The organism is Streptomyces sp. NBC_00038 (assembly GCF_026343635.1).
In the GTDB taxonomy this organism is placed as follows: Bacteria; Actinomycetota; Actinomycetes; order Streptomycetales; family Streptomycetaceae; genus Streptomyces.
This window is the reverse complement of record NZ_JAPELQ010000001.1, coordinates 6,806,365-6,822,833: the sequence shown is the minus strand read 5'-3', so window position 1 is coordinate 6,822,833 and position 16,469 is coordinate 6,806,365. Positions and strand designations below refer to the sequence as shown.

Here is a 16,469-nt window from a genome sequence, read left to right as displayed (position 1 = left end):
TACGTTCCGGGCATGACGACGAATCCAGGGGCCGAGCGGGTGCCGTACACCGGTGGCGAGAAGGAAATCCTGCACGCAAGTCTCAACCGGCACAGGGATGCCGTGCTGTGGAAGCTGGAGGGGCTCGACGACGAGCAGGTGCGGCGCGTGATGACGCCGTCGGGCACGAACCTGCTGGGCCTGGTGAAGCACCTCGCGTCGGTCGAGTACGGCTGGTTCTGCACGACCTTCGGGCGCGAGGTCGAGCCCCTTTGGTTCGACCCGTTCGCCGCGGAGGACATGAGCGCGGGCCAGGGCGAGACGACGGCGCAGATCGTGGAGTTCTACGGTCGCGCCCGCGCCGCCGCCGACCGCACCATCGACGAGCTCTCCCTCGACGACCTCGGCAAGTCCTCGCACGGCACGACCGTCTCCCTGCGCTGGGTCCTGGTCCACATGGTCGAGGAGACGGCACGGCACGCGGGACACATGGACATCGTGCGGGAGTTGATCGACGGCGGGGCGGGGGATCACCGGCGGGACTGACCGCCCTCCTCGGGGAGCTCCGGGTGCTCTGGGAGTACGAGCATGGCGTGCTCGTTCTCGCCGTGGCAGACCGTCCCGGTGTGCTGGAAGCCGTGCTTCTCCAGGAGGCGCACGGAGGCGGTGTTGCCGGTGAAGGGGTCGGCGTACAGGGGGCGGGTCTTTTCGAGGCGCAGGAAGAGGGTGAGGGCCTCGGTCGCGATGCCGCGGCCCCAGTACGGGCGGCCGAACCAGTAGCCGATGAAGCGCTGTGGGTCCTGTTGACGCTGCCCGCCGAATTGGTCGTGCCACCAGGCCATGATGTTGCCGGCCTGTTCGCCCGCGACGGTGACCGTCTGGACGAAGACGGTGCTGTCGCCGAGGATCTTCGTGACCCAGTGGTTCATGAAGACCTCCCGTTCCCGGGAGGGGAACCTCGACCGCCGCACCGCCTCCGCGTCCAGCTGCTGCTCGTAGAACAGCTCCAGGTCAGCGTCCTGTACGTCCCTGATTCGTACGTCGTCATTCATGCTGAGCGAGTGTGGCACCGGGCACTGACAATTCCGGGGCCCCGTCAGGGGACGAGCGGCCGCACTTCCCCTGCCACGAACCGCACGAACCCCTCGGGATCGGGTTCGTCGGCGGTGGGCTGGAGGATCACGGTGTCGGCACCGGCGTCCGCGAGGCGCTGGACCGCCTTGGCGACTGCGTCCGCGTCACCGGCGACTCCGTGCTCGGGCACCGGGTCCTCGCCATTGGCCTCGATCTCCGCGCGCAGGCGGGCGGCGGCGTCGGGACCGGTGGCCGCGTGGAGGTTGACGACGATCCGGTGGTGTCCGGTCCGGCCCGCCGACTCGCGTCCCTCGTCGATGAGTTGGCGTGCGCGCCGTACTCCCTCGGGTGCGGTGGCGGCGGTGAGGATGGTTCCGTCGGCTGCCTCGCCGGAGAGCCGGAGCGTACGGGGGCCGGTGGCGCCGGTGAGAACCTCGGGCACCCGCGTCGGCGGCCAGTCGAGGGCGACGCCGTCGAGCTTCACATACCGCCCGTCCGTGCTGACCCGCTCCCCGCCCAGCAGCGCGCGCAGCGCTTCCAGGTACTCGCGCAGCAAGGTCACGGGCGACTCGGCCCGCGCCCCGACCTGGCCCATCCAGTCCTGTACGCCGTGGCCGACGCCCAGGATCGCGCGCCCCGGGAACAGCCGGTGCAGCGTGGCGGCCTCCATCGCGGTGACGGCGACATTGCGCAACGGCACGGGCAGCAGGCCCACGCCGACCCGCACCCGTTCGGTCCAGGCGAGGGCGGCCGACGCGGCCGAGATCCCCCCTTCGAGGAAACAGTCCTCCCACAGCCAGAGTTCCTCAAGGCCCGCCTCGTCCGCCACGCGCGCCATGGCACGCAGACGCTCGGGGGGCAGCTGAGGCCGGAACACAGCACCGAGTCCAGTCATGCGGCCTTACTACCTAGGACTGGCTCGGCGGACAACTGCTTTACGCTTCGCCGCCGCCGGTGTCGGTGTCGGTGTCGGCACGCGCGTACCGCAGGAGTACGACACCGCTGTCGAAGATCCGCGACTCGACGAGCCGGAGACGGGTGAGGTAGTCCGTCTCCGGGAACAGGCGCCTGCCACGGCCGATGAGCACCGGATGGACGTACAACCGGAAGTCGTCCACGAGACCGTGCCGCATGAACTCGGCGGCGAGATCGGCGCCCCCGAGTCCCAGATCTCCGCCCGGCTGCTCCTTCAGCGCCCTGATCTCCTCGGGCACGACGTCCCGCACGATCGTGGTGTGCCCGTCCGCCCGTTGCAGCGTCCGGGAGAACACGATCCTGGGAATGTTCCGCCAGATCCCCGCGAACTCGACCGTTGTCGGGCTGCTGGCAGGGTCCTTGTCCGCATTCGGCCAGTACCCGGCCATCAGCTCGTAGGTCACCCGCCCGAACAGCAGGGCGCCCAGCCCCTTGACCATCCCGTTGACGTTCCGGAACACCTCCTCATCGTCCACAGCCCAGTCGATCTCCCGGTTCGGCCCTTCGAAGAACCCGTCCAGGGACACCGACATCATCACGACGATCTTTCGCATGGCGGACCTCACCGGAGTCGTCAAGTATGCGGCCAGTCAACCAGGCTGTCGGGGCGTCAGTCCGTCCAAGTGCGGAGTGCGCGCGGCGTGTCGGACCGGCAACGCCCCATTTCCGCCCCCGGCGCCCGCTGTCGGCCTCGCGCGAGCCCGCAAGATCAACTCTCGTGCCCCTCAGGGGAGATGGAGATGAGACGGATGGGGACAGAAGGACGCCCATGGGAAGCCGACCTCCAGGCCTGGTTCGCCCGGCGGCTGGGGCGGTCGCCGCAGGAGCCGGGACTGACCGGCGCCACCGAGAGCTGCCCGGACATCTGGGAGCTCGAGAACGGTGACTTCGCCTTCATAGAGCGCGAAGCGACGGATGCGTACGAAGAGCGGCTGTCGGCCGGGGTGTCCGTGGCACAGAGCGAACGCGTCGTGATCGTTCCGCGCAGTACCCTCCTCGCGGCGAAGCGGGACATCCCGGACGCCTGACACACCTGGTCGTCAGCGTAGCCATCACCGTCACCAGGGCTCAGGCATGTCCGCCCTCGCGCGCGTGACGGAGATGCGTGACGCCCGGACCCCGCTGTCCCGCGCGGACTACCTGGCGCGTTTTCGTGAGGAGTACCCGCGCGCCGCTCTCGTCGACAAACTGGAGGCCCGGCAGAGCTTCCGGGAGCCCGGATACGCTCCGTGGGAAGCCGCGCACCAGGGTGAATGGGGCCGTGCGGTGCGGCTCGCCGAAGCCGAACGTCCGATGCTGGCACGCCAGCACGAGGACGCCCGCGCTCGGGGTACCCGCGCCGAACTCGGCGAGGAGATTCGCGTGATCAGCGACGCCGAGCCTGGCCCCGAGCCCGTCCGGGACGGCCTGCACCCCCCAGCGCATATTCCGGAACTCGTCGTCCTCGGGACCATTGCTCTCTACGAGTTCCGGTACACCCATGACGGAGACCTCGCCGACGCGGTGCGCCACGCCGATCTGGAGCTGATCGGAGGCTGCCGCCGGGACATCGAGCAGCTCCTCGCCGAGGGTGAGGAGCTGCTCACGTTCCACGACCGTGTGACCGGCCCGCTGCTGGCCGTCCGGGCGGAAGCGGCGTCGGCCGATGAGCGGTGACTCCTCCGGGGCATGGCGCGACGGACACACGAACCTGCGTCGCTTCCGCTGGTCCTCGCCCCCGGTCAGGATCGCCCTCGTGTTCCAGGCCCGGGAGAGCAAGGCCAGCCGCGAGCAGGGCAGGCTCGACGCGAACACCTCGAAGGAGGCCCGGCGCCGGCATCTGTGCCTGAATCTGGTGCCGTCCCGCTGGGAGATGATGTACGAGCTGGGCGCCCTGACCGACGGACGGCTGTGGCAGGCAGCCGACAGCATCTTCAGGGCGGCACCGGGCTGCGCCTTCTGGGCGGCGTCCCGAGACACCCGCAGCGATGCGGCCGGAACCCGGCGTGCCCGGCGCTTTCATCAACTCGTGGACGAGAGCCATGCGAGGTTCGCGACCTCTCCTCCCGGCCCGCCGGGTGGGTGAGATCGGGCGGGTGGGCACCTCGGCGGATAGGAACTACGAGGACGTTGGGGGACCCGAGCCGCCTTTTCCGCTCCTCGGTCCAGTCAACTCCCCCATCGGTTAGGCCGCGCGTTCGCCGAACGCCACCGTGTTGTGCCCATCGGACACCACGTGGAGGTCTACGCTGACCTGGAGCGCCGTCGCCAGTCTGACCAAGAGGTCGGCGGTGACGGGCAGCATTCCGCCCAGTTCCACCGCTTCCACCTCGCCGACGGTCATGCCGAGGCGCTCGGCCAGCATGGGCTGCGAGAACCCAAGGGCCGTACGACGGTCGTAGACCAGCTGTCCCAGGTCGTGCGCCAACCGGATCTGCTCACGCTCGGCGAGGACTTCCGCAGGCTCGGTGTATCCATCGACAGCCGCCCGCTCGCGCGCCAGCCTCCAGCGAGTGTGGTTCACAACGCCTCCCGGAAATCGCGGGTGAACTCCTTGTGTGCGGGATCATGCTCTGTCTCGCACAGCGCCTTCGCCTGTTTGGCTCGCTTGACCTCTGCGTCCTCCCGCATCTTCGTCTTCCTGAAGACTGTCAGCAGGACGATGCGCCGATCGGGCGCCAGCCAGTACGGCACCCTTATGGCATTGCCATCCAGGGCGAATCGCAACTCACGTACGCCCTCCCCCAGGTTACGGGAGTGCGGCTCGCCGAGTGTGGTCGGAGACGACGCCAGGAGCTCGGCCTTCTCTTCGGCCTGGCGGTAGTGCCGAGGAGGCAGGGTCTCGAGCCAGAGTCTGACTTCCGGTTCCAGCTCGATCAGATAGGGCTTGATCACGCCGAGACCGTAGGTGTCCGCGTCGGCCGCTGGCTCGGCTTTCCAGTGAACGTCACCCACGCGTGTGGTCCACCTGGGCATAGGTCGCTTGGAAGAGCCGCTCCAGGCGAAAGTAGCGAAGGCCGACTCCGCCTCACCCGAGGTTCAGGGGTGAGCCGAGGAGACCTGAGGGGCAACCCCATGGCCATCACAACCGACGACGACGCCCGCCGCCTCCTGCCTCTGATCGAGTAGATCAACAACGATCGGAGTGCCATCGAGATCATCTCTAGGAAGGGCCGCGCCTACCGGGTGGCGGCCGAGCAGTACGCGGCGCTTCAGGAGACGGATACCTACCTGGCCCGTGCCCGCAAGGCGTTTGAGCCCCGCCCGCGCGACCGGAGGTCAGGTACGTGACGTATCTGACGTGAGGAAGGACCCTGGAAACCGGGTCCGAGGAGGCAGCCATGGCCGCAGTGCACTACGAGGGCTACACCGAGGCGCGTACGCACCTGAGGGATCTCCTCGACGCGGCCGATGACGGGCGGGTGGCCACCGTGCGCCGGGACTCCGGTCGCGCTGCGATCGTCGATGTCGAGCGGCTGCGTAGGCACCTGGCACTGGCCTGCCCGTCGAACGCGCAGGTCGTGGCCGAAGAGGGCGGCTGGTCGGTGTTCATTCCTGGTCTTCGGGTGGCGGCCGGCGGCGGAAGCTTCGACGCAGCCATAGGAGAGATCAGAGCCGGCGGGTACGGATGACGGAGCGGTACGCGGTCCCGTTGCACCCCCAGATCGAGGTGTACCAGCAGCAGAGCGAATGTGGACCATCTTGGGCAAACATGCATCGCTGATCGCCGAACTCCGCGACCATGGCCGCATGAACGAACGCGGATACCTGGAGAGCGTCGAACAGTTCGCGCTCTACCTGTCCGAGCTCCAGAGCAGCCTTGATCCCGAGTCGTACGCGCTGTTGCTGCACATCCTCAAGGTCACGAACGAAGCGGTCGTACACCGCAACGCGGACTTCGAGATCCTCATGTCCGACCGGGAACAGGAGCTGTTCACCGCCGAGTTCGGTGAAGCACTGAGCCGACTGCTGGGCCTGCTCGGTCCGATGGGGATTCGCACACTGGTCGACCTAGGCGCCCATGCCGGTACGACTCGGGGCGTTTCCTCCGCCGACGGGCGGCCGACGACCGGTCCCGACGCTCTCACCCGTCTGGAGAACGACCGGCGCGAGATCGAAGGTATCGCGCGGGCCAGCGGAATGGAGCCGTAGGTCAGGCTCATCGCATCCGGTCACGAGACCGACGGCCAACCGGCCCAGATGCATCCTGCCTGCGCCGTGCCGGGACTGACGTCCTGGTGGCGCGGCGCGTCTGAATGCCCACGGCGATCCTCGCCACCCAACAACCGATGCCAAGCCCGCCGAGGATCAGGATGGGGACGAACGCGGCGAGCGGGTCGCCGGGCTCCGTCGTGTTGAAGAACAGCCCCACGCTCTGCGCGATCAGCCCCGCGCTGACCAGGGCCAGGACCGCCCCACGCAGCTGTAGCCGACCCGCCCGCCCTGTCAGTTCAGGCCGCAATTGCCACCAACGCCTCAGCACAATCAGCCCTGTCGCGGCGACACATGCTCCGAGCAACGTCGAGCCGTCCCACGAGGAGGTAATCGCGATCCCCGTCCCGATTGCGGCAGCCAGGCCGCCGTAGAAGAACAGCACGCCGCGATAGACGCCTTCGGTCAACGCTCGCGGAGGGATGAACGTCATGTCGTACGGAGTCCCAGTTCGTGGCTCGGGGTTTCGGCAAGGGGCATGGCGAACGTGAGGTGGGGCTAGGTCGGCGCGTCCGGCGAGGTGCCCTCCTCCGGCTCCAGATCCCAGACCGCCACGCTCACCTTGTGCGCCAGCTCTTGGATGTCCTGGGCGGCCCGGATGACCCGTGCGGTGTCGTCGGTGGCGGTCCACAGCACCACGTCGGCGCCGACTTCCTCGTCGCGCCAGGCGTAGCGGAGTGCAGCGATCACTTCGGGGCTGTCGTCCTGCCGGAGATAGCGGAATGTCCGCAGCCCCTCCCCGAGATGTTCCGTGTGGAAGGACTCGACGACCGGGGGCTCGACAGCCTCCGGGTCCTCCGCTCCGACGAGGAAGCGCAGCGTCTCCTCGCGGCCACCTTGTGCGGGCTTGACCATGCTGAAGACCTGGAGAGGCATGCTCGTCGGTTCCCACATACGCAGCAACACCCGCGTATCGAAGGGCTCCGGTGCGAAGGCTTCCGCGAAGCGCCGCAGGACACCCGTGAGGTAGCCGATACCCGAGTCTCCGGGGTCCCGTCCGTACGCCCGCCAGAACAGCTCGGCGCACGACCGCGCCCAGACGTCGATGTCCTGCCACTCCTCGGTGTCCCAGCGCGGAGGAATCTCCAGCCACCGACTCGGGTCGTAGTCGATGTCGAGGCTGAATTCGTGCTCCAGCTCGACCAGGGGCTCAGTCATGTCCAACTCCACCGGAAGGTCGTCATCAGCGCGTCGAACCACTCGACCATCGCATCAGCCAGGTCGTCTCTGGGGTTCCCGGCGCCGAGCGTGGAGAAAGCGGCCACTAGCCACTGGCCAGGGTCACCGGGTACCGCCACGAGATACTCCACCCTTCGGCTGCCAAGTTCGGCACCGAGCTCCGGGGCCGCAGGCACGACGCGCTCTCGGCGAACCGCAAGGGTTCCGTCGACCTCGCCACTGCTCAGGTCCATCTCCGAGGCACTCGCCGTACCGTCAGCGGTGAGCAGTTGCACGGCGATCTCCGCAGGGTCGGACACTTCACTCGAGGCACCGTCAGGCCCGGAACGTGCCGGAAGACGCGCGTTGGAGATGGTGAACGATGCCCCGAGGTTCACCTCCCCCGCCAGCTTCACCGGCAGATACATCTCCAGCGCCTCGGCCCTGCGAGCCGCGGCAACGGCTGCCCGCAGTCTGCGCTCCAACTCCAGCCGTAGAGGCGTCAGTTTGTCGCGCGGCACGTCCGCCGGCACGCGTGCAAAGGCGGAGGCGACGAGGGAACGTACGGCGTCCTCCGCGTTTCCCTGCCGGAGTGGGATCTGCGCCCAGTCCTGGGGCAGGAGAAATCCGTAGCCAGTAGGCGGCGAGGCAGGTTCGGTCAGGGGATCAACCATGACTGCGGGTCCGCCTGTTCGTGTACCAGATGCCCGCGTGCACCGCGGCGCTGATCGCGACCCCAGGCCACAGCTGCCAGTATCCGCCGAGCGCGGCTCCCAGGAGAGCCATGAGGAAGTAGAGACCGCTGATGGCCTGCAAGTCGAATTCCAGGGTGTCGCTCCTCCTCCTGGTCTCCGGGCTCCAGAACCGGATCAGCACCAGCAGCGGGCTGAGCGCGGCGATGTCCAACGCCCATGTGGGCATGGGCAGTTCCAGTCCCCATGTCCTGTGGTTCTGCATCGCGACGATGAACCACAGCAGTATGACGAGGGCGATGGCGAGCAGCACGTAGCGCACTTGGGCTGCCCGCTTGAGGAACCTCTCGTCTCCTGGGCCGGAGGCATGTGTTCCGGAGCGGACGGCATCGGTTCCGGCCGGATCTCCCGCTGGACGCGGAGGCCGTGCAGAGGCGTGAAGGTCTTGATCCGCTGCGGCACGGACGCGCTCTTGAGCATGGCGAGCCTTCCGGATCCGAGCGCTCCCTGTCAGGCCGGTTCTCCGCTTCTCCGGGTTGGGCCTCACCATTGTGATCCGAGCCCTGCTGTTGGCGCTGTCATGTCTCCCTTGGCATTCACATAGGTAGGGGACCATGCGTCTCCGGCCCGTCCACCGAGGTCGAGTGCTGTACTCGTCCCCCAGTAGGCTTGGGATACGCCCTTCTGCCGGGCTGCTTCCGAGGCGACTTCGCTCAGTCGCTGATTGTCCGGATACCTGCCGCTCATGCGCTCGACGTCCTTCACCTGCTCCGCCATGCGCTTGTCCCCAAGGGCCTTGTAGGTCTCCTTCCGCGTCGCCTCCGGCATGGCCTCGTCCCGGGCCTTCACGCCCGCCGCTCGCCCCTGCTGGTTGTCCGCGGTTCTGCGGAGTCGGCCCAGGCGTCCACTGCCACCCCGTCCGCCGGCGGCACGGTTCATTCTGGCCACTCGCTTCGCCTGCTGCTCCGCGAGGTCCTTCGAGATGCCTCGCCCTTCCTTCTGCAGCGCCTTGACCGCCTTGGCCGCCTTAATGCCGTTCTTGGCCATTTTGAATGCCGCGATGTCGGTGATCACATCGAACCAGGAGCCGTTGCCGGTCAGGGCCATGAGGAGGTGGATGCCGAAGACGATTCCGGTGAGGATTCCGGCCAGCACGCCGAGGGCGGGGAAGAAGATCGCGGCGAAGGTGAGCAGGGTGGTGATGTTGCTCAGGACCTCGGCCAGTGTCCCCAACCAGTCAGCGTCGCCCACCCACGCCTTGAAGTCGTTCCACCAGCTGTCCTCCATGTCGTCGTCGATCGACGAACGGATCTTGCCGGCGTAAAGGTCCGCGCGCTCACCGTAGAAGGTGACGGCCGACTGCAGCTTCGTACGGGCGGCCTCACGGTCTTCCCGGGCCCGCTTCACGGCGGGGTCCTCGTCCGGCTTGTCCTTGCCGGTGTCCTTGTCCGAGCTCTTACTGGCACTGTCCGGATTGTGCTGGTCGATGGTTCGCTGGGCGTCCTTGGCATCGTCGAGGGCATGGCCCGCCCTATTCTGGGCGTACTCCATGTCGTCTGCCCAGCCGTTGAGGTGCCCCTTCACCTTGCGGTAGCGGTCTTCGGCGAGGTCCAGCCTCCGGCCGAGCCCCCGCGCGTTCTCGCCAAGTTTGTCGGCGTACTCGCCCTTCAGACCGTCGCACTCGGCGATCGCCTGCATGGCGGCGGCCTGCGTGCGCAGCTTCTCGGCGATCTTCTTCATGTGCGTGACCTCGCGCCGGATCCCGTCCGGATCCCCCGGAACTGGGTCGGTCTCTGCGAGCGGCGCCCAGTCAGCCGGCCGAGTCATGGATGCCCCCCTTGCGCAGAGCCATCAGTCCGTCTGCACCCAAGGCGCTACTTCTTCCCCTTGGTGGCCGTGGCCAGCTGGTCGTCGAGTCCCTTGAAGGCGTCGCTGGTTGTCTTGACCTGCTTCCCGACCTCCTCGATCTCCTCGACGAGCCGCCCCCGGTTCTTGTCCCAGTTGTCCACGAAGTCCCCCATGGCGCCCTGGACACGGCTGTCGCCGAGCAGCGACTTGATGTCCTGTTTCCAGTCCTCCAGGCCCTTGAACTCGCGGCGGATCTGGGCGAGTTGCTTGGCACTCGTCGACAGTAGGTCGTAGTCGACCTGAAGATCGGATCCCTTCGACATGCTCGCTCCTCGCCCCTCATGGTTCGCCGTTCAGCGGTTGACGGACTGGGTCTCCTGGACCTGGACGTCGGTCGTGGTGGCGAAGGTGCCGTTCGGAAGGTCCCCGGCCGTGCCGCCCGCACCCGTCCAGGAGATCTCCCACGTGAGAGTCGCCTTGAGTGCGTACGAGTCGTTTCCGGAGGGCTTGAGGTACGTCACACCACACGGCGGCTTCTCGTCCGCCCTGCCCGTGGTGTACGGCTCGCCGATCGACCCGCCCTCGTTGATGCTGCATGCGCCGGACGACGGCGAGGCCCCGGCGAGGGTCTCGGTATCGATGGCCTGGGGGACGTCCGGGGTTCTCGCCGTTGACCACCCAGAAGGGATCGCGCGCACAAGCTCCGGCTGCCGGATCATCCTTCACATCCGGGTTCTGGACGGCCACCCGCTGAAGCGGACGCCGACGGCGATGCCGACTTGGTGTCCCTCGTGTCGGCACCTGCGATCTTGTCGGAGCTCGAGTCGTCACCTCCTCCCGAGCCACAGGAGGTCAGCAGCAAGGCCGCAGATGCGGTGAGCGCGGCTGTCACAAGCCGGGGGCGGTTCACTCTGGACTCCCGTTGAGGTGGGGGGGTAACTCAAGCGAACCAACGCTATCCAAGTGGCGCCTGAGGACACCAGGCGGGTATCCGTCTGGATCGAGCCATCCACTGCCGGACTCAACCCGATTGGCAAGCATTGCCCCTTACGCCATGCACTCTTCCGTGTACATCAAGTGACCAACGGCATTCCTGTCGATCACGGCAGACAATCCGATCCGGTCACACCATTTGCAAATGTGTGCTTCGCTCCTGACCGCACCACCGCTCCGCAATCCAGGTCAGCCCAGCCACTGCCTCCGCGCACCGGCCGACAGCATGCCTCTCAGCTTTGGGTCCCCGACGAGTCGCCGCCGACTGCGCCCCTCGGGAACGTCACCTCGACGCGGCGGTTCTTTCTGCGGCCCTGTTCCGAGGTGTTGTCGGCGATCGGGTAGTCCTCGCTGTAGCCGCGGACCTCGAAAGTGACGTCTGTCGAGCCGAGGTAGGAGGCCAGTTGGTCGTGGACGACTTCCGCTCGGTTCTTGGAGAGGGTCAGGCCGTGGGCGTACGAGCCGAGGTTGTCGGTGAAGCCGAAGACGCGGACGGTCGTCGTGTTCTGGGCCTTGATCTCGTCCGCGATCGCCTGGATACGGGAACGGGCCTCGGGGTTCAGTTTCGAACTGTCCTTGGGGAAGAGGACCTCGGCCTGCAGGGCGAAGGTCACGTCCGAGTTGGTGTCCTCTCGGCGCTCTTCGCCGCCGAGGTCTTCTACGACTGACTTGATGTCCAGGACCTTGGCGGGGGCGAGGGTCGCGCCATCGGCCAGCTTCAGGCCAGGACTGTTCGCGTCCACCTCGGGGGGTGGGGATGTTGTCACGCTGCCCGGTGGGGCGCTCGGGTCGTCGTCGGCGGCGTATGCCGGTGGGTCGCTAAGGGTGAGGGTGGCCAGCACGGCGAGGGCCGTGAGCGTGGTCGCCGTGTGGCGGTAGGTGCGGGCCATGGTCACTCGCCCTCGGTGAGTTCGATCGAGGCGGGGGGCATGGCGCCGACTTGGAACTCGACCGCGGTGGTGTCGGCGGGGGGCGCGGGGAACTGGGCGAACCACTGCGCGGTCGCGCCCTGGCTGAGGCCGCCGCTGAACTGTGTGCACAGGCAGCGGCCCGAGGTGTCCCGGAGAACCAGGTACTTCTTCTTGCCCTTTTGGTCGATCAGGTTGGCGCCCGCCATGGAGGCGCCGTTCTTCGCCAACTCGTTCTCGTCACCACGCCAGTTCCCTGCAATCCAGCCGTCGTCCGTGTTGTTCGTGACTGTCCCCTCGACGGTCACGAACCCGCCTTCGTCCCGTTTGGCGGATGTGATCGCCAACACCAGGCCGTTCTCACCCTTGACCTCTGCGAGCACCGTGTCGGCCTCCGGGGTCTCCGATTCCGACTGGCTCCCGTTGGCGCTGCTCGTCGCGGAAGCCGACGAAGTCGAGGCTCCCTTGTCGGATTCTCCGTCGTCTCCCCCGCCGCAGCCGGCCACCGTGAGGAGCAACCCAGTCGCGATCGCCACCGCGCTCAGCGCCCTGCGGCCCTTCATGGTGTGCCGAAAGTCCATCGGTACGGCTTCCTCTCACTCGGCCAGATACACAGAGAACAGCACGGACGCGTCTGGAAGGTCGATGGGATCGAAATCTCCGGGATCGATGTCCACGATCTCGCCGTCACAGTCCAGTTCGACGGGATTCTCGGGATCCGCGTCCAGATCGAAATCGCACCGCGGCTCGATGACGGCAATGGCGTAGGCGCTGGCCTGCATGCCCTCCGTACCGGGAATGATCGAGTTACCGACCGTGTAGTTGGTCTGGATGTCGGCCTGGAACCCGGGAAAGCCGTTATTCGTGACGAACGTCATGGCCTGAAGGGTCGAGTCGTTCTCGGCAGCCAGCTCCTGAGCCGCTGCGGCCGCTCCCGCACCCGCTGGGTCGAGGTCGCCGTCGAGCCAGTCCAGCCAGTTGTCTTCCTGGCCGATGGCTGCGCCCAGTTCGTCGACTATCTCATCGCGCGCGTCCTGTGCGGCCGCCAACGCCGCAGCGTCCGCCGCGGATTGAGCTCCATTGCGGGCGGACGCTGCTTGGGCGAACGCGAAGAAGGCGAAAGCGGCGAAGAGGAGAATCCCCGTCAGCCAGATGTAGATCGGGAGCGTCTGCCCTCTGTCACTTCGCAGGCCTATGGAGGTCAGCCGCCTCCGATGACGTCCGAGACCGCGTTGAAGATCGCGGTCGATATCAGGTTGTCCAGCCCCAGGCTGTCGATCAACGTGAAGATCCCCGCAATGATGATCATCAGGCCCGCATACTCCACGAACCCGGCCCCCGCGTCCCGCCCGTCGCCCCGCATCCGGGAGACAACGGTCCGCGTCCACGCCTCGAACCTGCTCATCGTCACTGGCCTCCCACCCGATGCCACCACTACCGACCCGAGCACCGTACGTGAGAACACCCTTACTCCGGGTGGGTCCAGGGGCCCAACTTGTCCTCGGTGGAGTCATCGGCTCCACCCCTCCCGTGCCGTCCCCAGCCAGTGGGCGATCGCTTCGCTCCGCGAAGAACTGTGCAGCTTTGCGAAGATGCGGTTGATGTGGTTCTTGACCGTCTTCTCGCTGATGAAGCAGGTGGCGGCGATTTGGCGGTTGCTCATGCCGGATGCGATGAGGTCCATTACCTCCACCTCCCTTGAACTCAGGCCGAAGTCGGGCTGGTTGGGGGTGCGGCGGTGAAGGGCCGCCGCGTGCGTGAGTCGAGCCTTTGACGACTGTGGCACACATGATTGCAGATGCGAAGAGTTTTTGTTCGGTTCGTAGGAAACACCGAGTGAATTCGTGAAAGTCGGCGTGCCGTTCCTCAAGTCGCGTACGGCGGTGATCAGTTCGGCGGCGGTGAACTCGCCGTGGACGAGGTAGCCGGCCGCGCCGCGGAGCAACGCCTCGGCCACGACCTCGGGTTCACGGCTGTACGTCAGCATCATCACCGGGGCGATACGGGCCAGGTCGGGCAGGGCGGTCAGGCCGTCGGTGCCGGGCATGCGGACGTCGAGGAGTACGACGTCGGGGGTGAGGCGGGCGGCGGAGGTGAGGGCTTCGTCGCCGTCGGCCGCCGCCGCTACGACCTCGATGTCGGGGTGGCCGCCGAGCAGCGCGGTGAGGCCGGCCCGGACGACCGGGTTGTCGTCGGCCACGAGTACCCGGAGGGGCGGCGGGCCGGGAAGTGCCTGGTCAGGCATGTGCGGCCTCCTGTTGAGGGGGGTGGGGTGCGCAGGGCGTCGCGGGGAGGGCCAGAGGGAGAGTTACGGCTACCTCTGTGCCTCCCTGGGGGGATCGGCCCAGGTGGATGCGGGCGTTGAGGGTGGCGGCCCGCTCCTTCATGCCCAGCAGGCCGAAGTGGCCGGTTTTCGTTGCGTCTTGGAGCGTGGTGGCCCCGGGCAGGCCTCGGCCGTCGTCCTGGACGCGGACCGTCAGGTCGGTCTCGGTGGCTTCCAGTTCGATCGTCACCCGCTGCGCGTCCGCGTGGCGGTGGGCGTTCTCCAGCGCCTCGGACACGATCGCCAGGAGGTGGTGGGCCGTGCTGTCGGGGAGGGGCGGGCAGGTGCCGCCCTTGTGGTTCAGGGATGTGCTGATCTGCGTGTGTGACTCGAAGTCGGCTGTGCGGATGGTGAGTTCGGAGAGGAGGTCGGTGTGGCTGCGCAGGTCCGACAGGAGTGCGCGGGACTCCGCCGCCGCTCTGCGCGCCGCGCCCGCCACCGTTGTCGCCTGGCCCTTTAGCGCCTTGAGTGCCTTCGGGTCCGAGGCGTCCGCCGATGCCGCCAGCGCCTCTGCCGCCAGAGCCAGGCCGTGGAGTGTCTTCGCCACCGAGTCGTGCATCTCGCGGGCCAGGCGGGCCCGTTCGGACTCCACGGCCTCCGCGACGGCGAGGCGGGAGGTCGCCTCGGAGAGTGCCTGGCTGGCCGTGCCGAAGCGGAACATCAGGTTGCGGAGGGTGACGCCGATGATGCCGGCGCCGATGCAGAAGCCTGCGATAAGGAGGGTGTTGGCGCCTGCTCCCGGGTGATGTGCCCAGGCTCTGTACACGGTGAGGAGCACGATCAGCTGCAGGCCTGTGAAGACTCCCGAGCCGCGCCAGCCGTACAGGAGGCCCGCCAGGAGCGGGGTGCAGACCGTTGCGTAGGCGAGGGGGGAGGCCGGGGACGCGGTCAGGAGGAGGACCGCGCCGAACGTGAGGTCCACCGCCATGAGCGTGGGGTGGGACAGGAGGCGGGGGCCGAAGCGGTCCCAGTCGCGCAGCATGGCGTACGAGCCCATGATGCCCAGGACCGCTGCGGCGAGTACGGCGTAGCGGGGTGGGCCGTCTGTGGCGTTGGCCATCGCTACGGGGGCGCCGATTGCGATGGCTGCCCCTCGTACGGCGAAGGCCTGGCGGCAGAGGGCCTGTAGGGCGTTGAGCTGGAGGCGGATGCTGCCGGGGGGCGGGGCGTCGTCTGCCAGGTAGCCGGCGCCTGTGGCCTTGGGCCAGCCTGTGCCTGCGTCTGTTTCCGGGAGCCCGGAGTCCTGGGTGCCGTCGGGGTGGGTGCGCTTACCGGCGCTTGCAGGGTGCCGCTGTGCCCACCCGTGCCGCCCCTTGCGGCACGCATGCCCACAGCGAAGTCGGTTGCCCGCGGCACCGCCGTGCCGCTGCGGGTGGGCTGCCGCCCCCAGCCACGCCCACCCCCACAGCCGCGTCAGCCTCATAGTCATCATCGGCCCAGAATCGAGCCGAAGTCGGTGCCCGAGCCAAGGAACATGCCTGTTGCGATCAGGATCATCGTCGCGGGGAGCATGAAGACGAGGGTGACCATCGTGGCCTTGGGGATGGTTTTCGCGGCGCGGCGGCGGGCGTTCTGGGCGTCTGTTCGGCGCATGTCGGTGGCGAGTTGGATGAGGGTGTCGGCGATGGGGGAGCCGAGTTCCTCGCCTTGTTGGAGGGCCGAGACGAACTGGGCGACCTGCTCGGAGGAGTTGCGTTTGCGGAGTTCGTCGAAGGCCTGGCGGCGGCTGACGCCCACGTCCATCTGGCGGAGCGTGATGCGCAGCTCGTCCGCCCAGGGGCCCTCGTACTTCTCGGCGACGCGGTCCAGGGCCTGGCGGAAGCCGAGGCCCGCCGAGACGACGACCGCGAGGACGTCGAGGAAGTCGGGGAGGGTGCGGTCGATGACCTCTTTGCGTTCGCGGACGGCCTGCCAGATGAGGGCGTCCGCGGCCACCACGCCGAAGGCGAGGGTCAGGACGGCGAGGAGGAGCTGGCCGTTGGAGAGGAAGACGAAGCCGAGTACGACGCCGAAGATGCCGTACACCGCTCGGCGGGCGGCGTAGCGGTTGAGGGTCAGGCCGCCGGGGTTGCCCGCCATGTCGATGCGGCGGCGCTTGGCGTCGACGCGGCGGGGGCCCATCAGGCGCAGGACCGTGGGCGCGAAGCGCATGCCGAGGCGGTCGACGGCCGAGTCCGCCTTGGAGACGCGGGTTCCGCCGACCTCCAGTGCGAGCACGAGGTCGGAGGGCAGCTTGGCGTCGGCCCGGATCATGCGGATGCCCAGGAGGACGCCCGCGACCGAGGCGGCCATGAGAAGAGCGAGCAGTAGCGTCAGCAACGTAGTCCC

At 67.8% G+C, this 16,469-nt stretch carries 24 protein-coding genes and 1 pseudogene; 6 read left to right on the top strand and 19 right to left on the bottom strand.

All coding sequences use genetic code 11. The features are described 5' to 3' along the window. The first annotated feature begins 12 nt into the window (after positions 1–12). Positions 13–525, top strand: a complete 513-nt coding sequence (locus tag OG219_RS31045; protein WP_266832016.1) for a DinB family protein — start codon at positions 13–15, stop codon at positions 523–525. Here OG219_RS31045 and OG219_RS31040 read toward each other — a convergent pair. From OG219_RS31040 to OG219_RS31030, 3 genes are read right to left on the bottom strand one after another with little or no spacing between them, the layout of a single operon-like run. Continuing rightward, positions 510–1,031 carry a GNAT family N-acetyltransferase gene (locus OG219_RS31040; protein WP_266832014.1) on the bottom strand — a complete coding sequence of 174 codons (522 nt, stop codon included), beginning with the start codon at positions 1,029–1,031 and terminating at the stop codon, positions 510–512. The two genes, OG219_RS31045 and OG219_RS31040, sit on opposite strands and share 16 nt — an antisense overlap. 44 nt (positions 1,032–1,075) lie before the next feature. Further along, complete coding sequence (locus OG219_RS31035) at positions 1,076–1,948, bottom strand: LLM class flavin-dependent oxidoreductase (RefSeq protein ID WP_266832012.1); 873 nt, start codon at positions 1,946–1,948, stop codon at positions 1,076–1,078. 40 nt (positions 1,949–1,988) lie between these two features. Continuing rightward, a complete protein-coding gene (locus OG219_RS31030; RefSeq protein ID WP_266832010.1) occupies positions 1,989–2,582 on the bottom strand; it encodes a dihydrofolate reductase family protein in 594 nt (197 codons plus the stop codon). Positions 2,583–2,777: 195 nt separating this feature from the next. Between OG219_RS31030 and OG219_RS31025 the strand changes: the two genes are divergently transcribed. Genes OG219_RS31025 through OG219_RS31015 form a run of 3 tightly spaced genes read left to right on the top strand, consistent with a single transcriptional unit; the run spans position 2,778 to position 4,093 of the window. Further along, entirely contained in the window at positions 2,778–3,056 is a 279-nt protein-coding gene (locus tag OG219_RS31025) for a hypothetical protein (protein WP_266832008.1), read from the top strand. A gap of 46 nt (positions 3,057–3,102) precedes the next feature. Beyond that, positions 3,103–3,684 (top strand): DUF6879 family protein, encoded by a 582-nt coding sequence (locus OG219_RS31020; protein WP_266832006.1) that lies wholly within the window; start codon positions 3,103–3,105, stop codon positions 3,682–3,684. Further along, positions 3,674–4,093, top strand: coding sequence for a DUF6082 family protein (locus OG219_RS31015; protein WP_266832004.1), 420 nt, complete (start codon positions 3,674–3,676; stop codon positions 4,091–4,093). Before OG219_RS31020 ends, OG219_RS31015 begins: the two co-directional genes overlap by 11 nt. A 99-nt stretch (positions 4,094–4,192) precedes the next feature. Here the strand turns inward: OG219_RS31015 and OG219_RS31010 are convergent, their stop codons facing one another. Beyond that, the gene (locus OG219_RS31010) at positions 4,193–4,531 is read right to left on the bottom strand and encodes a helix-turn-helix domain-containing protein (RefSeq protein ID WP_266832002.1); all 339 of its coding nucleotides are present in this window, start codon (positions 4,529–4,531) and stop codon (positions 4,193–4,195) included. Continuing rightward, positions 4,528–4,902, bottom strand: coding sequence for a type II toxin-antitoxin system RelE/ParE family toxin (locus OG219_RS31005; RefSeq protein WP_266836293.1), 375 nt, complete (start codon positions 4,900–4,902; stop codon positions 4,528–4,530). The genes OG219_RS31010 and OG219_RS31005 overlap by 4 nt, the downstream gene beginning before the upstream one ends. A 446-nt stretch (positions 4,903–5,348) precedes the next feature. Between OG219_RS31005 and OG219_RS31000 the strand changes: the two genes are divergently transcribed. Together OG219_RS31000 and OG219_RS30995 are read left to right on the top strand one after the other, a co-directional pair. Beyond that, positions 5,349–5,639, top strand: a complete 291-nt coding sequence (locus OG219_RS31000) for a hypothetical protein (RefSeq protein ID WP_266832000.1) — start codon at positions 5,349–5,351, stop codon at positions 5,637–5,639. 118 nt (positions 5,640–5,757) lie between these two features. Next, the gene (locus OG219_RS30995; protein WP_266831998.1) at positions 5,758–6,159 is read left to right on the top strand and encodes a hypothetical protein; all 402 of its coding nucleotides are present in this window, start codon (positions 5,758–5,760) and stop codon (positions 6,157–6,159) included. Positions 6,160–6,166: 7 nt separating this feature from the next. Here the strand turns inward: OG219_RS30995 and OG219_RS30990 are convergent, their stop codons facing one another. The 14 genes and pseudogenes from OG219_RS30990 to OG219_RS30925 all read right to left on the bottom strand — a co-directional run bounded on the left by OG219_RS30990 (position 6,167) and on the right by OG219_RS30925 (position 16,460). Further along, positions 6,167–6,652 carry a hypothetical protein gene (locus tag OG219_RS30990; RefSeq protein WP_266831996.1) on the bottom strand — a complete coding sequence of 162 codons (486 nt, stop codon included), beginning with the start codon at positions 6,650–6,652 and terminating at the stop codon, positions 6,167–6,169. A 65-nt stretch (positions 6,653–6,717) separates the two neighbouring features. Continuing rightward, positions 6,718–7,377: a hypothetical protein gene (locus OG219_RS30985; protein WP_266831994.1), complete on the bottom strand. Its 660-nt coding sequence runs from the start codon at positions 7,375–7,377 to the stop codon at positions 6,718–6,720. Continuing rightward, positions 7,374–8,051, bottom strand: a complete 678-nt coding sequence (locus tag OG219_RS30980) for a hypothetical protein (protein WP_266831992.1) — start codon at positions 8,049–8,051, stop codon at positions 7,374–7,376. The genes OG219_RS30985 and OG219_RS30980 overlap by 4 nt, the downstream gene beginning before the upstream one ends. After that, on the bottom strand, positions 8,044–8,391 hold the full coding sequence (locus OG219_RS30975; RefSeq protein WP_266831990.1) for a hypothetical protein: 348 nt from the start codon (positions 8,389–8,391) through the stop codon (positions 8,044–8,046). The genes OG219_RS30980 and OG219_RS30975 overlap by 8 nt, the downstream gene beginning before the upstream one ends. A 221-nt stretch (positions 8,392–8,612) precedes the next feature. Then, positions 8,613–9,896 (bottom strand): hypothetical protein, encoded by a 1,284-nt coding sequence (locus OG219_RS30970; RefSeq protein WP_266831988.1) that lies wholly within the window; start codon positions 9,894–9,896, stop codon positions 8,613–8,615. A gap of 47 nt (positions 9,897–9,943) precedes the next feature. Further along, entirely contained in the window at positions 9,944–10,240 is a 297-nt protein-coding gene (locus OG219_RS30965) for a hypothetical protein (protein WP_266831986.1), read from the bottom strand. 30 nt (positions 10,241–10,270) lie between these two features. Next, a pseudogene (locus OG219_RS30960) lies at positions 10,271–10,528 on the bottom strand (hypothetical protein); the annotation flags it as partial. Positions 10,529–11,143: 615 nt separating this feature from the next. Beyond that, complete coding sequence (locus OG219_RS30955; RefSeq protein ID WP_266831984.1) at positions 11,144–11,800, bottom strand: OmpA family protein; 657 nt, start codon at positions 11,798–11,800, stop codon at positions 11,144–11,146. A 2-nt stretch (positions 11,801–11,802) separates the two neighbouring features. Beyond that, positions 11,803–12,399 (bottom strand): hypothetical protein, encoded by a 597-nt coding sequence (locus OG219_RS30950; RefSeq protein ID WP_266831982.1) that lies wholly within the window; start codon positions 12,397–12,399, stop codon positions 11,803–11,805. A gap of 15 nt (positions 12,400–12,414) precedes the next feature. Further along, entirely contained in the window at positions 12,415–13,008 is a 594-nt protein-coding gene (locus tag OG219_RS30945) for a pilus assembly protein TadG-related protein (RefSeq protein WP_266836292.1), read from the bottom strand. A gap of 11 nt (positions 13,009–13,019) precedes the next feature. Beyond that, positions 13,020–13,223, bottom strand: coding sequence for a hypothetical protein (locus OG219_RS30940; RefSeq protein WP_266831980.1), 204 nt, complete (start codon positions 13,221–13,223; stop codon positions 13,020–13,022). Between the two features lie 105 nt (positions 13,224–13,328). Then, complete coding sequence (locus OG219_RS30935; protein WP_266831978.1) at positions 13,329–14,063, bottom strand: response regulator; 735 nt, start codon at positions 14,061–14,063, stop codon at positions 13,329–13,331. Further along, positions 14,056–15,573, bottom strand: coding sequence for a sensor histidine kinase (locus tag OG219_RS30930; protein WP_266831976.1), 1,518 nt, complete (start codon positions 15,571–15,573; stop codon positions 14,056–14,058). The genes OG219_RS30935 and OG219_RS30930 overlap by 8 nt, the downstream gene beginning before the upstream one ends. Continuing rightward, complete coding sequence (locus OG219_RS30925; RefSeq protein WP_266831974.1) at positions 15,570–16,460, bottom strand: DUF5936 domain-containing protein; 891 nt, start codon at positions 16,458–16,460, stop codon at positions 15,570–15,572. The genes OG219_RS30930 and OG219_RS30925 overlap by 4 nt, the downstream gene beginning before the upstream one ends. Positions 16,461–16,469: the final 9 nt, after the last annotated feature.

Bases quoted from the DNA above. Each gene is read 5' to 3' on its own strand.
- OG219_RS31045 (WP_266832016.1), top strand. From the start codon at position 13: ATGACGACGAATCCAGGGGCCGAGCGGGTGCCGTACACCGGTGGCGAG.
- OG219_RS31040 (WP_266832014.1), bottom strand. From the start codon at position 1,031: ATGAATGACGACGTACGAATCAGGGACGTACAGGACGCTGACCTGGAG.
- OG219_RS31035 (WP_266832012.1), bottom strand. From the start codon at position 1,948: ATGACTGGACTCGGTGCTGTGTTCCGGCCTCAGCTGCCCCCCGAGCGT.
- OG219_RS31030 (WP_266832010.1), bottom strand. From the start codon at position 2,582: ATGCGAAAGATCGTCGTGATGATGTCGGTGTCCCTGGACGGGTTCTTC.
- OG219_RS31025 (WP_266832008.1), top strand. From the start codon at position 2,778: ATGGGGACAGAAGGACGCCCATGGGAAGCCGACCTCCAGGCCTGGTTC.
- OG219_RS31020 (WP_266832006.1), top strand. From the start codon at position 3,103: ATGTCCGCCCTCGCGCGCGTGACGGAGATGCGTGACGCCCGGACCCCG.
- OG219_RS31015 (WP_266832004.1), top strand. From the start codon at position 3,674: ATGAGCGGTGACTCCTCCGGGGCATGGCGCGACGGACACACGAACCTG.
- OG219_RS31000 (WP_266832000.1), top strand. From the start codon at position 5,349: ATGGCCGCAGTGCACTACGAGGGCTACACCGAGGCGCGTACGCACCTG.
- OG219_RS30995 (WP_266831998.1), top strand. From the start codon at position 5,758: ATGAACGAACGCGGATACCTGGAGAGCGTCGAACAGTTCGCGCTCTAC.
- OG219_RS30990 (WP_266831996.1), bottom strand. From the start codon at position 6,652: ATGACGTTCATCCCTCCGCGAGCGTTGACCGAAGGCGTCTATCGCGGC.
- OG219_RS30985 (WP_266831994.1), bottom strand. From the start codon at position 7,377: ATGACTGAGCCCCTGGTCGAGCTGGAGCACGAATTCAGCCTCGACATC.
- OG219_RS30980 (WP_266831992.1), bottom strand. From the start codon at position 8,051: ATGGTTGATCCCCTGACCGAACCTGCCTCGCCGCCTACTGGCTACGGA.
- OG219_RS30970 (WP_266831988.1), bottom strand. From the start codon at position 9,896: ATGACTCGGCCGGCTGACTGGGCGCCGCTCGCAGAGACCGACCCAGTT.
- OG219_RS30965 (WP_266831986.1), bottom strand. From the start codon at position 10,240: ATGTCGAAGGGATCCGATCTTCAGGTCGACTACGACCTACTGTCGACG.
- OG219_RS30955 (WP_266831984.1), bottom strand. From the start codon at position 11,800: ATGGCCCGCACCTACCGCCACACGGCGACCACGCTCACGGCCCTCGCC.
- OG219_RS30950 (WP_266831982.1), bottom strand. From the start codon at position 12,399: ATGGACTTTCGGCACACCATGAAGGGCCGCAGGGCGCTGAGCGCGGTG.
- OG219_RS30940 (WP_266831980.1), bottom strand. From the start codon at position 13,223: ATGAGCAGGTTCGAGGCGTGGACGCGGACCGTTGTCTCCCGGATGCGG.
- OG219_RS30935 (WP_266831978.1), bottom strand. From the start codon at position 14,063: ATGCCTGACCAGGCACTTCCCGGCCCGCCGCCCCTCCGGGTACTCGTG.
- OG219_RS30930 (WP_266831976.1), bottom strand. From the start codon at position 15,573: ATGATGACTATGAGGCTGACGCGGCTGTGGGGGTGGGCGTGGCTGGGG.